Raw genomic sequence first — 13,170 nt, 5'->3', positions numbered from 1 at the left:
TGTTGCATAGGGTTTTGACGGGGGCGGATTATCGCATAGTTTTCAGGCTGCCTGAAATGGGATTGTGCGGGGATGCTGCTTTCGCTTTGCTGTTTTATTTTCTACACAGGCTGAGCCTTGTTTAACGTTATGTGGTGATAAACCGTTGCCGTTCCATGCGCTACTGGAGCGTGCATGGTTTTCAGGCTGCCTTACGCGCGGTTTTCGGGGTCAAGCGCGGCGGTGGCTTCGCGCAGCCATTGCCATGCAAGGCGGTAGTGGTCGTCGAACGCGTCAAACAGCGTGTCTTCGCTCAACACGCTGTATTCGCCTTCGGTGCGCAGCGACACGGGCAGCCCGTCTGCCACGGCATTCGCGTATGCCATATATTCGGCGGCGTAAAACTTGTCCAGCTCCGTCATGATTTGCGCCGCCTGCCGCCATTGCTGCTGCGCGGCTTCAAGCTGGGGCAAGAGTTGCAGCCAGCGGCGGTATAGGGCTTGGATTTCGTCAATGCGCTGCTGCGCTTGTTCGGGGGTGAGGGGCATGGGGGTTCCTTTCTTTGCATAATTTGGCGGGGGCTACAATTTTAATTTTTTCGGATCAAAGGCGGTGGGGTCGTATTTTAAAATTCGCTTGGTGTAATAATCGGTTAGCTCGGCTAGTTCTTCTTGATAGGCGGGGTTATCGCGGTTGGATAGGATTGTTAGGATGTGAGCATAACCATACACGCCGCCGCAATTTTCAAATGCAGCATGGTTTGCGCCATCTACGCAGTGCGGCAGGCGAATTTTGGGTGGTTTAACCATCAAGGCTTCGCAGTAGATTTCATGCTCCCAGCTGTCGCCAAAGTCGTACACATAAAACAGGCTTTCGCCAACTTTTAATACTTTGTGTAATGGTGGCGCGGGCGGATATTTGCCGTTGTCATCGGGCTCAACCATGCTTCCATCTTCGTCCGATGGGGGATACAAGACTTCTCCCCAAGGGTCGCCTTGGCAGAATTGGAATAAGTGCTCGTGATTCCATTCAAAAGCGTTTTGGATAACATAATGCAAATTGTGTAAATCAAAATGCACGGGCACCAATATTCTGCGCCAAATATCGGGCTTGGAATCTATTAAGCGGATATGCAGTTGATAGACTAATGTTGCAGGCGTTCTTTTTGCCATGACGCTTCCTTAAATGATTGCGAGAAAAGGAAATTATCTCAAATTTATTAGCGATGGATAAAGGATTGCTTGCTGTTTTATTTTTTTATATTGCTCGCCCCGCTCCCTCGCATCGCACGCAAATTCTTCAACACATCTTCAATCGCGGGCTTGGCTGGCGCAGCTTGGGCGCAAATGGGGATTTGTTCTACGCTGGTGTAATAAGCGCGGCATTGGGCGGTGAAGTCGGCTTGCAGCTGTGGGTAGTAGGGGCTGTCCATAATCGGGTCGGAATAGGCGGAGAATTTGCTGGGGTAATAGTGATACATCAGCATCATCCAATCGCGGGCAGCCTGAATTTTGCCTGCGCGGTAGGCGGCAAAGGCGTAGCGTTGGGCGTTGGCATAGGGGCGGTAGCGCAGCGACTCGGCGGCTTCTTCTGCCCATGGCGGCACCGTTGCGCTGCTGGGGTCAAAATGGCTGATTAGCTGGAAATGGGCGTAGTAGCGGAGCATGGCGTTGTGGCGGGCGATGCGTTGCAAGCCGGCGATGTTTTTGGCTTGTTGCGCGGTGTTGCCGCCGCCGGCGGAAAATTGGCGCAAGTCTTGATACACGGTTGCGGTGTACACAATGCCTGCGCTCAATAGCGCGATTGCCAACGCGGTAGCGGCGTAAACCGTTTTCAGGCTGCCTACTGGCGGTTGGGCGGATGCTTTTGCCGATGCGGGCGCAAAGCCAATAAACAGGGCGAAGATGCTTAAAAAATAGATGTACCACAGCGGATATTCCAGCGCGCTGTGCACCAGTGAAACGCCCATCAGCGCGAGGATGAACACGCCCGCGGGCGCGTTGGCGCGTTGAAAGCAGCCGCGAATCGCCCAAAGCATGCCCAATAAAACCAAGGCGGTGCCTACAATGCCCATTTCAGCGAGCAGGTTGAGAAAGGAATTGTGGCTGTGGGTAAACAACACATCAGTTTCATACGGGCGGAAGGTGGTGGGGTAAACATTGGTTAAAAAACCATACAGCGGATAGCTGCCCCAGCCATGCCCAAACCACGGCGCGGATAGGAAAATTTGCCACGCTTTTTGCCATTCGTAGCCACGCCCCGAGCCGGCGATTTGCGAGCCGCTGCTGATGCGGTCTGCCGCGCTGGTGATTGTGCCTTCGCGGAACAAATCCAACACAGGCTCAACGGCAAATTGCCCCAGCAGCACCAATGCCGCCGCCAAGCCCAAGCCCCACACCGTGCGCGTGCTGAGGCAGCCTGAAAACAGGCGATACAACGGCAGCAGCACCGCCATCGCCAACACATAGCCAAAAATCGTGCGCGAACCCGTTAAGCCCATAGTCGCCGCAATCAACAGTATCAACGGCACGGCAACAAACCACGCCAAACGCCGTTGCGCCCAAAGCCAACCCGCCGCCAGCATGCCCCACATCAAATAATGGGCAAAATGGTTGCGCTGGGCAAGCTGCCCCTCCACAATGCCTTTGCGATACATCAACACGCCGTGGAATTTTCCTGCCAAATCAGTATATTGCAGCCAGCCCACCATCGCTTGCAACACCGCGCCCAGCAGCAGCGTGCCCGCCAACACCGACAACGCCCGCTCCGCGCCCAACCGCGCCATCCAACCACGGCACGCCCAGCACAGCAACGCCAATATCGCAAACGTCCACGCCACCATGTCGCTCATGCCCGTATAAACAAGCTGCATAACACGCGCCTGCGCCGCCCAAAAAACCGCCAGCGCCACAAAATAATACGATGCGGCGGGCGGGCGCGTTTTCAGGCAGCCTGAAAACAAGGTCAGCGCCACCAAAATCAAACCGCCCAGCAGCGAGCCCGCTTCCAAAAAGAAGCTGGGCAACGGCCCCACGCGCATAATGGAAAACGGCACGGCAACCGCAATCAGAAACAAGCCCAGCCAAAGCGGCAGCGTTTCTCGGGTAAACAAAGTATCGCGTTGAGACAAATCCATGCGTTTAATCTTTCTTTTTAAACTGTTTCAAATACAACAGGCAACACACAAAAAACGCCGCCGAAAGCACCGTTTCCACGCCCGCCAGCGCGCGGCTTAACGGCGTGGGGTCAAACCAGCGCATCACGCTTTCGCAAAAATACGCCAAAACCAGCATAGAGCAATATTGATAGGTGTACACCCGCCCGCGCAAAATCCCGCGCAATGGCAGCAGCAAGGGCAGCAGCTTAATCAGCAGCAACGCACGCCCCGTATGCAGCGGCGCAAACGCCCAATCCCACAGCAGCGTGAGCGCAATCAGCGCACACCAAGCGGCTTGCGCAAGCCAAAGAGAATAGGGCGGACGATTGTTGTTCATAAGAAAACCTTGTTGAGGCAGCCTGAAACGGGAAAAAGCGTTTTCAGGCTGCCTAATGTGTTTGTTATCAATCAGGCGCAACCAATCATCAGGCAGCCTGAAAAGCATACGGCGAACACGCAACCCATTTTAGCTACGCTGAACTGCGTTTCAGGCTGCTGTGTTATATAGATTGAAACCTTTGCAAAGGTTTCAGATTGGCAAGCAAATAAATATCGGATTCAACAATCCGACCCCATAATATCGCCAAAAAAAGCGCGGTATTATATCGCCCAGTTATAAAACAAAGTAACAGAAATTCTTTTATTTTCCCCCTATTCCCCCGTAACATAGCCCAATCGCAATTTTGCAAAACCAACCAAAGGACGCAATCATGGCCATCGCAGCAAACATCAACGCTCTAATCGGCAACACGCCGCTGGTTCAGCTCAATCAACTCACGCAAGGCTTGCCCGCCCGCGTGGCGGTGAAGCTGGAATTTTTTAACCCCGCAGGCAGCGTGAAAGACCGCATCGCCATTGCCATGGTTGAAGATGCTGAAAAAGCAGGCAAAATCAAAGCAGGCAGCACCATTGTTGAAGCCACATCTGGCAACACAGGCATCGGCTTAGCAATGGTGTGCGCCGCCAAAGGCTACAAATTGGTTATCGTGATGCCCGAAAGCATGAGCAAAGAGCGCAGAATGCTGCTGCGCGCCTATGGTGCTGAGCTGATTCTCACCCCCGCTGCCGAAGGCATGAACGGCGCCATCGCCAAAGCCGAAGAGCTGGTGAAAAACCACCCCGACACCCACTTCATGCCGCGCCAGTTTGACAACCCCGCCAACCCCGAAATCCACCGCCAAACCACCGCCGAAGAAATCTGGCGCGACACCGACGGCAAAGTGGACATCTTCCTCGCCGGCGTGGGCACAGGCGGCACGCTCACAGGCGTGGGCGAAGTGCTGAAAGCGCGCAATCCGAACGTGCAGATTTATGCCGTGGAACCCGCCAATTCGCCCGTGCTAAGCGGCGGTGAAAAAGGCGCGCACGCTATTCAAGGCTTGGGCGCAGGCTTTGTGCCCAGCATTTTGAACACCAGTGTTTATGGCAGCGTCATCACCGTAACCAACGAAGACGCGCTCGCCACCGCCCGCGCGCTCGCCGAAAAAGAAGGCATTTTGGCGGGCATTTCATCAGGCGCAGCCGCATGGGCGGCGCTTGAACTGGCGAAAAAACCCGAAAACGCCGGCAAATTGATTGTTACCGTGTTGCCCGATTTCGGCGAGCGTTATCTTTCCACCGCGCTGTATGCCGATTTGGCGTAATGCCCGTCATTAAAGGCAGCCTGAAAACGCCGTTTGCCCGTTTTCAGGCTGCCTTTTGTTTGCCCGATTTGGATGCGTGTGAATAAGCAGAGCACGTTGAGGCAGGCGCATCGGCATCATCCTGTTTTCAGGCTGCCCGTTCATTCCGCCCAAGGCAGCCTGAAAACCCTGCCCATGCCGCCAACCCCCCGCAAAACTTTGCGCTATTGCAAAAATAGGTTAATATTCCGCGTTAATAAGACTCGGAATATTACTCGGAGACCCAGCCATGATGAAAAAAGCCCTTACATTAAGCCTGCTCGCCATCGCGTTAAGCGCGTGCCAAAGCGGATTCAACAGCGGCCGCACGCCATCGAGCAGCGTTTCCGCCGCAGGTTTTAGAATGAAATCCAGCCATTATTCCGATGTGGCGAAAATCCGCGCCGAAGCCAACCGCTTGGGCACGCAAGTGCGCGAAGGCAAGCTCACCAAAGTGCAGGCCGCGCAGCATTTGAACCGCTTCCGCTTGGATTTGGTGGGGCATAACAATGTGGACGACAGCGTGTATGAAGTGTATCTGCGCTCCGCTGTCGACAACCAACGCGGCAGCATCACCGCGCAACAGCAACGCGCCTATGTGGAAAACGCGCTCAAAGGCTGGCAGCAACGCTGGCCGGCCATGCACGAAAAACCGAACAACCCCGCGTTCACCAACTTCCTGTTGGAATTTATGGGCATGAAACCATTGCAATAAATCGCGCATTTGATACAATGCCGACCAATTTGATTAACCCCGCAAGCCGCATTTCAGATGTGGCTTGCCTTTTTATTGATACCTAAAACTCATTTTCAGGCTGCCTCATCATGTTCCGCAAAGGCAGCCTGAAAAGCAAAATCTCATCGGAGTAACACGAACATGCAAAAAATCCCTTTAACCGTTGCCGGCGCAGAAAAGCTCAAAGCCGAATTGCAACAGCTCAAAAGCGTTGCCCGCCCCGAAGTGATCGCCGCCATCGCCGAAGCGCGCTCGCACGGCGATTTGTCGGAAAACGCCGAATACGAAGCCGCCAAAGACCGCCAAGGCTTTATTGAAGGGCGCATCGCTGAGCTGGAAAGCAAGCTCTCGCACGCGCAAATCATCGACCCCAAAGAAATCCACGCCGAAGGCAAAATTGTGTTTGGTGCAACGGTAACCGTGTCTGACTTGGAAACCGACGAAGAAGCCACCTATCAAATCGTGGGCGACGACGAAGCCGACATCAAAATCGGCAAGATTTCGGTCAATTCGCCCATCGCCCGCGCTATGATTGGCAAAGAAGAAGGCGACGTTGCCGAAGTGCAGGCCCCCAGCGGCGTGCGCGAATACGATATTTTGAACGTGCAATACATTTAACAGCGCACACCCAGCCCAGCCCTTGTTTGCCCGCAAGGGCTTTTGGCATTTTCAGGCTGCCTATATAATCCCGCATCAACCAAACCAACCAGCCAGAGCGCATTCATGAAACTTTTTCAACGCATCTTCGCCACCTTTTGCATGGTCATCATCTGCGGCATATTCGTTGCCAGCTTTGCCTTTTGGGTCATCCAAAACCGCCTGTCGGAAACCCACACCCAGCAAGCCCGCAACATGGAAACCGCCCTGCTCGCCAACGCGCTGGTAACCTTCCAAACCCAAGGCGCGCAAGCCACGCGCGAGCTGTTGCAACGCTGGCAGATGCCCACCGCGCAAAACATCTACATCATCACAGGCAGCACGGGTTCCGACATCCTCAACCGCAGCATTCCCGCCGGCGAGATTGAACACGCCTACAACTTCGCGCTTAAAAACCCGTCGTCCAACCAATCGCTTATCTATCTTGACCCCTACGGCGAAGAATATCTGTTTTTCATCCGCAATTTTGACAAACCGCGCATAGAACGCCTGCCCACCTTTATGATTCCGGGGCTGCCGATTGCCCCCGTGTGGCACGAATTCATCGTGTTCGGCGGCGTGCTCATCATCGGCTTGCTGCTGGCGTATATCCTTGCCAGCAACATTTCCAAACCCATCCGCATCCTTGAACACGGCATGAACCGCCTAGCGGCAGGCGAACTCAACGCCCGCGTATCGCAGCAGCTGGACGACCGCAAAGACGAACTCTCCAACCTCGGCATCCAATTTGACAAAATGGCGGCGCAGCTGCAACAACTCGTTGAAAAAGAACGCCATCTGCTGCACCACGTTTCCCACGAAATGCGCTCGCCGCTTGCCCGCATGCAAGCCATTGTGGGGCTGATTCAAGCCCGCCCCGAAAAGCAGACCGAATACATCACGCGGCTGGAAAACGAACTCACCCGCATGGACGACCTAGTGGGCGAATTGCTTACCCTATCGCGCCTAGAAACCGCCAACATCCCCATGGAAAAAGAGCCACTGGCGATTGTGCCGTTTATGCAGCAACTGATTGAAGACAGCCAAGACGTTGCCGCACAAAACAACGATACCCTGCTGCTGGACACAGGCAGCCTGAAACCCACCACCAAGCTAGAAGCCAACGAAAGCTATCTGTATCGCGCGTTTGATAACGTGATTCGCAACGCCATGAAATACAGCCCGCAAGGCAGCACCATTCGCGTTGTCCTGCACGAAGACCGCCGCAACATCCACATCGTGATTATCGACAACGGGCCGGGCATCAAACCCGAGCAGTTGCCGCACATCTTCACCGCGTTTTACCGCGCCGACAGCAGCAACAACACCTCGGGCACAGGCTTGGGGCTGGCAATTACCAAACACATTGCCGAGCAGCACCACGGCAAACTCATCGCCGAAAACGTGCAGCCCAACGGCTTGAAAATGCACTTTATCCTGCCCAAGCTCGGCAAACAAAAAGCAAACAAAAAAGGCAGCCACGAGCCCGCCGAAAGCAACCGTCAGGCAGCCTGAAAATCCATCCGCAGCCATCCTGTCGGCGGCATCCGGTTTTCAGGCTGCCTCAGATACGCCGGACCGCGCACAAACGCACTCCCCATCCCCAAAGGAACCCGCCATGTATTTCCTGCTTTCCCCCGCCAAAAACCTCAACGAAAGCCACGAATTCACCCCCAAATTCTATTCCACCCCGCCGCTGCTCAACCACGCCGCAGAGCTGATGCACCCCCTGCGCCAACTCGCCCCGCAGCAAATCGCCGAGCTGATGCACGTTTCCGACAAAATCGCCCTGCTCAACACCGAGCGCAACCAAAACTGGCAGCCCCCGTTCACGCCCGACAACGCCAAACTCGCCCTCTATCTATTTAACGGCGACGTATACGACGGCATCGCCCCCCGCAGCCTCGCCGAAGAACACATCAGCTACATCCACAACCACGTCCGCATCCTATCAGGGCTATACGGCATCCTGCGCCCGCTGGATTTAATGCAGCCCTACCGCCTAGAAATGGGCACCGCCCTTGACAACCCGCGCGGCAAAAATCTCTACGAATTTTGGGGCGACATCATCACCGAACGGCTCAACAGCACACTGCAATGCGCCGAAGACAACATCGTTATCAACCTCGCCTCGCAAGAATACTTCAAAGCCATCCAGCCCAAAAAACTCAACGCCCGCATCATCACCCCCGTGTTCCAAGACGAAAAAGACGGCAAATACAAAATCATCAGCTTCTACGCCAAACGCGCCCGTGGCTTAATGGTGCGCTACGCCGCACAACACGCCATAGAAAACGCCGAGCAGCTGAAAAACTTTGACCTGGACGGCTACCGATACAACGCCGCCGCCTCCAACGAAAACGAATGGATATTCCAACGCCGCGCGCAGGAGAGGGCAGCCTGAAATCTTCGCAAAACCGTAGGTCGGGCATGGATGCCCGACGTTTTTTTGTTGCGGCATACACGCAGGCTGCCTTGATAATAGGCAGCCTGAAAACGTTAAAACAAACCGGCTTGCTGCAGATTGGGCGCGGATGCGTTTTCAGGCTGCCGCAGCATATAGCGGGCAATCCAGTTGAAAAAATCGGCGGAAATTTCAAAATGCCCGTAGCGCAGCATGCCGGCGTATCGCTGCCATTCGCGGTGTTGGCGGGCGATGCTGAGCGGGCAATCGCGCGCAATCTCGGCATAGGCGACATTGCGGCGAAAGGGGATGAAGTCGGCGCTCATTTGAAACGGGTAGGCTTGGTCGTCCAGAATTTGCCCGAACGCGGTAAAGGCTTGCAGCTTTTCGTTGCCGTGCAAACGGATTTTGGGGCTGTAATACAGCAGCCAGTCGCCACGCTGCATGCGGTTGAGCGGGGCGGCTTTGCCGTGGCAGACTTGGCAGAAGCCGCCTGCCACGCCGCGCAAAACGTGTTCTTGGCAAACCGTGCCAATCCAGTATTTCATGTTTGCTCCTGCGGTGGGGTGGATGGGAAACGGTGTTTCAGGCTGCCTTTTAGGGTTGATTAGAAAATGAGACAAGGCGGCAACGCCGTATCATCGCAACTTCAATCAACCCTAAAAGGCAGCCTGAAACACCGTGTTGCGATGATACGCGCGGGGTGTGTCAGTTTGTGTCAGCAGTCTTTGGCGCGGATGTTTTCGCGTTGCTGCCATTGGCGCAGCAAGAGTTCGTGCGGCGTGGAGCTGGGGCTGCCAAGGGCGATGCTTTGGATGCGGTCGCAGCGGAAATGGCGGAAGTCTTGCCGTTGCTCGCACCATGCGGCCAGCAGGCGCACTTCGGGGAAATAGCCCAGCGCGATGGGCTGGATTTGGCGGCGGCTGGGGTTGCCGTGTTGGTCGGTGTAGCCGATGATGAGGCGGCGGTTTTCGCGCAGGGCTTGGCGGATGGGGGCAAGGGCGCGGATTTCTGCTTCGCTGTATTGCGGCGCGGGGCTGATGGAAAACTGCGCGTTGGCGGCGGTGTGGGACAGCCACGGCGGCAGCACGCTGCGGATTTTGGTGAGCGCGTGTTCGGCGGCTTGGGCGAGGGTCGGCTCGGTGTGCCCCGCTGCCCAGCGTATGCCGATGATGATGGCTTCCAGCTCGCTTTGGCTGAACATCAGCGGCGGCAGTTGGCTGTGGTCGCTGTGCAGCTGGTAGCCGATGCCTGCTTCGCCGCGAATGTCTGCGCCTTGCGCGCGCAGGGTGTCGATGTCACGGTAGAGCGTGCGCGGGCTGATGCCCAGCTCGGCGGCAAGCTCGGCGGCGGTGGCGGGGCGTTTGCTGCGGTGGCGCAGGATGTGGAGCAGTTGGAGCAGGCGGGTGGATTTGGTCATGGCGGTTTCAAGTTAAACGGGATGGGTAAAACGGGAGGGTGAGCGGCGCAGCCACGGCTGATGATTTTCAGGCTGCCTATGCCAAGGCGGATTTTATCGCTGCTTGGCGTAGCATGGCGCGCGGCATCGCCACCCCGATTGCCGCCCGCATTGTACCGCGCACCCCGAGGCAGCCTGAAAACACGCAACGCGCGTTTGGGCATCGCGCAAGCCGCGCAATCCCTTATTCAACCATATTCAACTATAATCCGCCTTTCCCATTGTTCCCCAAAGCCCATCATGACCGAATCCCTCACACTCGCCCCGCGCCGGCTCAAAGCGCACAACACCGTTGCCCTGCCCGGTTCAAAAAGCATCAGCAACCGCACTTTGCTGCTGGCGGCTTTGGCAGACAACGCCTGCGAAATCAGCTCGCTGCTCAAATCAGACGACACCGACCGCATGCTGGAAGCCCTTGCCGCATTGGGCATCAAGCTGGAAACCACCGCCTCGGGCAGCCTGAAAATCCAAGGCAGCGGCGGCGCATTCCCCATCAAACACGCCGATTTGTTTTTGGGCAACGCGGGCACAGCGTTCCGCCCGCTCACCGCCGCGCTGGCGATTTTGGGCGGCGATTATCATCTGCACGGCGTGCCGCGCATGCACGAACGCCCCATCGGCGATTTGGTGGACGCGCTGCGCTTGGCGGGTGCGCGGGTGGATTATCTGGGCAACGAAGGCTTCCCGCCCTTGCGCATCGGTGCATACGCGGATAACGGCGTGCGCCAAATCCCGATTAAGGGCAACGTGTCCAGCCAGTTTCTCACCGCGCTGTTGATGGCGTTGCCGCTCACAGGCAAAGCGTTTGAAATCCGCGTGGCGGGCGAGCTGATTTCCAAGCCCTATATTGATATTACTTTGAATTTAATGAAACAATTTGGCGTGAACGTGGAAAACCGTTTGCATCAGGTTTTCAGGCTGCCTGAAAACGCCCGCTACCATGCACCGCAGGTGGTGAACGTGGAAGGCGATGCGTCCAGCGCGAGCTATTTTTTGGCGGCGGGCTTGATTTCAGGCTGCCCCGTGCGCGTAACAGGCTTGGGGCGGAACGCGATTCAGGGCGACGTGGCGTTTGCGCACGAACTGGAAAAAATCGGCGGGACGGTGCAATGGGGCGACGATTTTATTGAAGTTTCCCGCGCGGCGGGGCAAGCCGTGTTGCCGTTTGACTTGGATGCCAACCACATCCCCGATGCGGCGATGACGCTGGCGGTGGTGGCGCTGGCAACGGGCGCGCCCTGCCGCATCCGCAACATCGCCTCTTGGCGCGTGAAGGAAACCGACCGCATCGCCGCGATGGCAACCGAGTTGCGCAAGCTGGGCGCAAGCGTGCGCGAAGAGCCCGATGCCATCCGCATCACGCCGCCCGCCGCACCCACGCCCAACGCCGCGATTGATACGTATGACGACCACCGCATGGCGATGTGTTTCTCGCTGGTGTCGCTGATGGGCGTGCCCGTTATCATCAACGACCCCAAATGCGTGGGCAAAACGTTTCCGCAGTATTTTGAAGTGTTTAACGCATTGAGCGCGTAGCATAGAGGCAGCCTGAAAGTTCGTTTTCAGGCTGCCTATCCACTATATCCCTCCTTTCTCCACCCACCCCAAAGGTCTCCCCATGAACCAACCCCTCTCCGCCGTCCTGCTTGCCGTTCTCGCCGCGCCCACCCTGCCGCCCCCGCGCCCTGCCGAGCCGCCCGCCTTCCCCGCGCCCCAAAACCTTAACTTCGCCAAGTGCAAGGCAAAAGCCAATCGTTTGAACTGAACGGGCAAACCATCCGCTACCGCGCCTTTGAAAACATTGTGTACGTTTTAAAGCCCGCCGACAGCCGTTATCAAACCCTGAACGTTTACATCCCCGAAGCCTATTTTTCAGGCGGCAGCATCGACGGCTACACCGCGCACACCGCCCCCATCTTCTTCCCCAACAACATCGGCGGCTATATGCCCGCCACCGCAGGGCAGCCTGAAAACGACCAACGCGCAGGCGGCAAGCTCAACGCCATTATGGTTGCCCTATCCAAAGGCTATGTGGTTGCCAGCGCAGGCGCACGCGGGCGCACCGAAGCCAACGGACACGCCCCCGCCGCCATCGTCGATTTAAAAGCCGCCGTGCGCTATCTCAAAGCCAACGACAAAGTCATGGCAGGCGATGCCAACAAAATCATCAGCAACGGCACATCCGCAGGCGGCGCACTCTCCGCCCTGCTTGGCACCAGCGGCGTCAGCAAAGACTACGAACCCTATTTGCGCCAACTGGGCGCAGCCCGCGCCAACGACACCATTTTCGCCGTTTCCGCCTATTGCCCCATCACCAACCTAGAACACGCCGATGCCGCCTACGAATGGCAGTTCAACGGCGTAAACGACTACCAAAAAATAGACATCTCCATGCTGGACTACAAGGTAGAACGCAAGCTGGTAAAAGGCACGCAAACGCCCGCGCAAATCCAGCTTTCAGGCAGCCTGAAAGCCCTGTTCCCCGCCTATGTAAACAGCCTCAAACTCAAAAACGCGCAAGGCACGCCGATGACTTTGGATGCCAACGGCAACGGCACATTCAAAACCCAAATGGAAACCATGCTGCTGCAATCGGCGCAAAAAGCATTAGACAACGGCAAAGATTTATCCGACCAAACCTGGCTCACCATCCAAAACGGCAAAGCCATCGCCGCCGACTTTGCCGCCTACGCCCAATTTGTCGGACGACAAAAAACCGCGCCCGCGTTTGACGGCGTAGATTTGTCCACAGGCGAAAACCAGCTTTTCGGCGACGCGCGCACCGACAAAAAACACTTCACCGCGTTTAGTCTCAAAAACAGCACCGTAGCAGGCAGCCTGAAAGCCGATGCCCACACCATCAAACTGATGAACGCCATGAACTACACCAGCCCTACGCAGCACTACCGCATCCGCGTAGGCGAAAACGACCGCGACACCTCGCTAGCAATCGGCTTACTCTTATCGCTCAAACTGAAAAACAGCGGCAAAAACGTGGACTACGCCCTGCCGTGGGGCGTGCCACACAGCGGCGATTACGATTTGGACGAACTGTTCGCCTGGATGAAAAGCGTGGCGGCGAAGTAGGCAACGGCGCGTCGGCAGCTCGCGCAGCCTGTTCAATCCGTTATCTTGGCA

General features: G+C 56.4%; 15 protein-coding genes. 8 read left to right on the top strand and 7 right to left on the bottom strand.

Annotated elements, in window-relative coordinates:
* Positions 1 to 191 precede the first annotated feature (191 nt).
* The 4 genes from JDW22_RS05090 to JDW22_RS05075 form a co-directional block, all read right to left on the bottom strand.
* Positions 192 to 527 carry a DUF4298 domain-containing protein gene (locus JDW22_RS05090; RefSeq protein WP_200522108.1) on the bottom strand — a complete coding sequence of 112 codons (336 nt, stop codon included), beginning with the start codon at positions 525 to 527 and terminating at the stop codon, positions 192 to 194.
* Between the two features lie 33 nt (positions 528 to 560).
* On the bottom strand, positions 561 to 1,151 hold the full coding sequence (locus tag JDW22_RS05085; RefSeq protein WP_003793502.1) for a plasmid pRiA4b ORF-3 family protein: 591 nt from the start codon (positions 1,149 to 1,151) through the stop codon (positions 561 to 563).
* 77 nt (positions 1,152 to 1,228) lie between these two features.
* A complete protein-coding gene (locus JDW22_RS05080) occupies positions 1,229 to 3,115 on the bottom strand; it encodes a PglL family O-oligosaccharyltransferase (protein WP_003793504.1) in 1,887 nt (628 codons plus the stop codon).
* A gap of 4 nt (positions 3,116 to 3,119) precedes the next feature.
* The gene (locus JDW22_RS05075) at positions 3,120 to 3,473 is read right to left on the bottom strand and encodes a DUF2069 domain-containing protein (protein ID WP_040558054.1); all 354 of its coding nucleotides are present in this window, start codon (positions 3,471 to 3,473) and stop codon (positions 3,120 to 3,122) included.
* 373 nt (positions 3,474 to 3,846) lie between these two features.
* Here JDW22_RS05075 and cysK point away from each other — a divergent pair, with 373 nt between their 5' ends.
* A complete protein-coding gene (gene cysK / locus JDW22_RS05070) occupies positions 3,847 to 4,779 on the top strand; it encodes a cysteine synthase A (protein ID WP_200522106.1) in 933 nt (310 codons plus the stop codon).
* Here cysK and JDW22_RS13875 read toward each other — a convergent pair.
* Positions 4,743 to 4,874, bottom strand: coding sequence for a hypothetical protein (locus JDW22_RS13875; RefSeq protein WP_268884214.1), 132 nt, complete (start codon positions 4,872 to 4,874; stop codon positions 4,743 to 4,745). The two genes, cysK and JDW22_RS13875, sit on opposite strands and share 37 nt — an antisense overlap.
* 173 nt (positions 4,875 to 5,047) lie before the next feature.
* Between JDW22_RS13875 and JDW22_RS05065 the strand changes: the two genes are divergently transcribed.
* The 4 genes from JDW22_RS05065 (at position 5,048) to yaaA (ending at position 8,573) form a co-directional block, all read left to right on the top strand.
* Entirely contained in the window at positions 5,048 to 5,512 is a 465-nt protein-coding gene (locus JDW22_RS05065; protein ID WP_200522104.1) for a hypothetical protein, read from the top strand.
* 162 nt (positions 5,513 to 5,674) lie between these two features.
* Positions 5,675 to 6,151, top strand: coding sequence for a transcription elongation factor GreA (gene greA, locus JDW22_RS05060; protein ID WP_003793517.1), 477 nt, complete (start codon positions 5,675 to 5,677; stop codon positions 6,149 to 6,151).
* A gap of 105 nt (positions 6,152 to 6,256) precedes the next feature.
* The gene (locus tag JDW22_RS05055; RefSeq protein WP_200522102.1) at positions 6,257 to 7,684 is read left to right on the top strand and encodes a sensor histidine kinase; all 1,428 of its coding nucleotides are present in this window, start codon (positions 6,257 to 6,259) and stop codon (positions 7,682 to 7,684) included.
* Between the two features lie 103 nt (positions 7,685 to 7,787).
* Positions 7,788 to 8,573 carry a peroxide stress protein YaaA gene (yaaA, locus tag JDW22_RS05050; protein WP_200522100.1) on the top strand — a complete coding sequence of 262 codons (786 nt, stop codon included), beginning with the start codon at positions 7,788 to 7,790 and terminating at the stop codon, positions 8,571 to 8,573.
* A gap of 95 nt (positions 8,574 to 8,668) precedes the next feature.
* On the opposite strand, the gene JDW22_RS05045 is transcribed toward yaaA, so the two are convergent.
* Complete coding sequence (locus JDW22_RS05045; RefSeq protein ID WP_268884213.1) at positions 8,669 to 9,196, bottom strand: EVE domain-containing protein; 528 nt, start codon at positions 9,194 to 9,196, stop codon at positions 8,669 to 8,671.
* A gap of 95 nt (positions 9,197 to 9,291) precedes the next feature.
* Positions 9,292 to 9,993 (bottom strand): helix-turn-helix transcriptional regulator, encoded by a 702-nt coding sequence (locus JDW22_RS05040; protein WP_003793526.1) that lies wholly within the window; start codon positions 9,991 to 9,993, stop codon positions 9,292 to 9,294.
* Positions 9,994 to 10,272: 279 nt separating this feature from the next.
* Here JDW22_RS05040 and aroA point away from each other — a divergent pair, with 279 nt between their 5' ends.
* From aroA to JDW22_RS05025, 3 genes are all read left to right on the top strand, one after another.
* Positions 10,273 to 11,568, top strand: a complete 1,296-nt coding sequence (gene aroA / locus JDW22_RS05035) for a 3-phosphoshikimate 1-carboxyvinyltransferase (protein WP_200522099.1) — start codon at positions 10,273 to 10,275, stop codon at positions 11,566 to 11,568.
* An 82-nt stretch (positions 11,569 to 11,650) separates the two neighbouring features.
* Positions 11,651 to 11,797: a hypothetical protein gene (locus tag JDW22_RS05030; RefSeq protein ID WP_200522098.1), complete on the top strand. Its 147-nt coding sequence runs from the start codon at positions 11,651 to 11,653 to the stop codon at positions 11,795 to 11,797.
* Positions 11,767 to 13,119 carry a subtype B tannase gene (locus tag JDW22_RS05025; protein WP_329610711.1) on the top strand — a complete coding sequence of 451 codons (1,353 nt, stop codon included), beginning with the start codon at positions 11,767 to 11,769 and terminating at the stop codon, positions 13,117 to 13,119. Before JDW22_RS05030 ends, JDW22_RS05025 begins: the two co-directional genes overlap by 31 nt.
* The last annotated feature ends 51 nt before the right edge of the window (positions 13,120 to 13,170 follow it).

The sequence above is a fragment of the Kingella bonacorsii genome (assembly GCF_016623605.1).
In the GTDB taxonomy this organism is placed as follows: Bacteria; Pseudomonadota; Gammaproteobacteria; order Burkholderiales; family Neisseriaceae; genus Kingella_B; species Kingella_B oralis.
The sequence above is the reverse complement of the archived record's forward strand: the minus strand, read 5'-3'. Positions and strand labels throughout refer to the sequence as shown.

What these genes read in the sequence shown, in the direction of transcription:
- cysK (WP_200522106.1), top strand. Translation starts at nt 3,847, where the DNA reads ATGGCCATCGCAGCAAACATCAACGCTCTAATCGGCAACACGCCGCTG.
- greA (WP_003793517.1), top strand. Translation starts at nt 5,675, where the DNA reads ATGCAAAAAATCCCTTTAACCGTTGCCGGCGCAGAAAAGCTCAAAGCC.
- JDW22_RS05090 (WP_200522108.1), bottom strand. Translation starts at nt 527, where the DNA reads ATGCCCCTCACCCCCGAACAAGCGCAGCAGCGCATTGACGAAATCCAA.
- aroA (WP_200522099.1), top strand. Translation starts at nt 10,273, where the DNA reads ATGACCGAATCCCTCACACTCGCCCCGCGCCGGCTCAAAGCGCACAAC.
- JDW22_RS05040 (WP_003793526.1), bottom strand. Translation starts at nt 9,993, where the DNA reads ATGACCAAATCCACCCGCCTGCTCCAACTGCTCCACATCCTGCGCCAC.
- yaaA (WP_200522100.1), top strand. Translation starts at nt 7,788, where the DNA reads ATGTATTTCCTGCTTTCCCCCGCCAAAAACCTCAACGAAAGCCACGAA.
- JDW22_RS05085 (WP_003793502.1), bottom strand. Translation starts at nt 1,151, where the DNA reads ATGGCAAAAAGAACGCCTGCAACATTAGTCTATCAACTGCATATCCGC.
- JDW22_RS05075 (WP_040558054.1), bottom strand. Translation starts at nt 3,473, where the DNA reads ATGAACAACAATCGTCCGCCCTATTCTCTTTGGCTTGCGCAAGCCGCT.
- JDW22_RS05080 (WP_003793504.1), bottom strand. Translation starts at nt 3,115, where the DNA reads ATGGATTTGTCTCAACGCGATACTTTGTTTACCCGAGAAACGCTGCCG.
- JDW22_RS05055 (WP_200522102.1), top strand. Translation starts at nt 6,257, where the DNA reads ATGAAACTTTTTCAACGCATCTTCGCCACCTTTTGCATGGTCATCATC.
- JDW22_RS05065 (WP_200522104.1), top strand. Translation starts at nt 5,048, where the DNA reads ATGATGAAAAAAGCCCTTACATTAAGCCTGCTCGCCATCGCGTTAAGC.
- JDW22_RS05030 (WP_200522098.1), top strand. Translation starts at nt 11,651, where the DNA reads ATGAACCAACCCCTCTCCGCCGTCCTGCTTGCCGTTCTCGCCGCGCCC.